The sequence below is a fragment of the Rossellomorea aquimaris genome (assembly GCF_001877785.1).
Taxonomy (GTDB): Bacteria; Bacillota; Bacilli; order Bacillales; family Bacillaceae_B; genus Rossellomorea; species Rossellomorea aquimaris_A.
Genome location: NZ_MINN01000149.1, coordinates 1 through 466, shown reverse-complemented (window position 1 = coordinate 466; position 466 = coordinate 1). Strand labels below are relative to the sequence as shown.

At 42.1% G+C, this 466-nt stretch carries 2 protein-coding genes; both read left to right on the top strand.

What is annotated here, in order from left to right; translation table 11 throughout:
- Positions 1-183: cell wall metabolism sensor histidine kinase WalK (locus BHE18_RS23700; protein ID WP_235860401.1), on the top strand; the 183-nt coding region annotated here is incomplete at its 5' end.
- A 46-nt stretch (positions 184-229) separates the two neighbouring features.
- A partial coding sequence (locus BHE18_RS20965; RefSeq protein ID WP_141771957.1) for a sigma-70 family RNA polymerase sigma factor occupies positions 230-466 on the top strand: 237 nt, incomplete at its 3' end.

Below are 466 nucleotides of genomic sequence, written 5' to 3'. Positions count from 1 at the left end.
TGTTTTTATGCAGAAGACGTAATACGTGATAGCAGTTCGTTTCGTTGGGTCGGAGATGTGTATTTTTTTTTCCTTGCGATTGCCAGCAATATCATCAAAGCACATTCAGGAGAAATCCGCGCCGAAAGTAAATTTGGCGAAGGCACTTCGTTTATCTTTACCTTGCCATTGAAGGCAATGTAACTTTTCTGTTGTCGAAACGACTAATCCAAGGAACGGGGGGAGTTGCGTGAACGACTCCGTGTTTCATCGGCTGTACGATCAATATCATCAGGATGTCTTTCAGTTTTTGGTATATTTAGTGAAAGATCGGCATGTAGCGGAAGATTTAATGCATGAAGTTTACGTGAAGGTGCTGCGCGCTTATGACCGGTTCCAAGGAAAAAGTTCAGAAAAGACCTGGCTTTTTTCGATTGCTAAAAACGTCGCCATCGACCATTTTCGAAAAAATGCGGTAAGAAAAAAG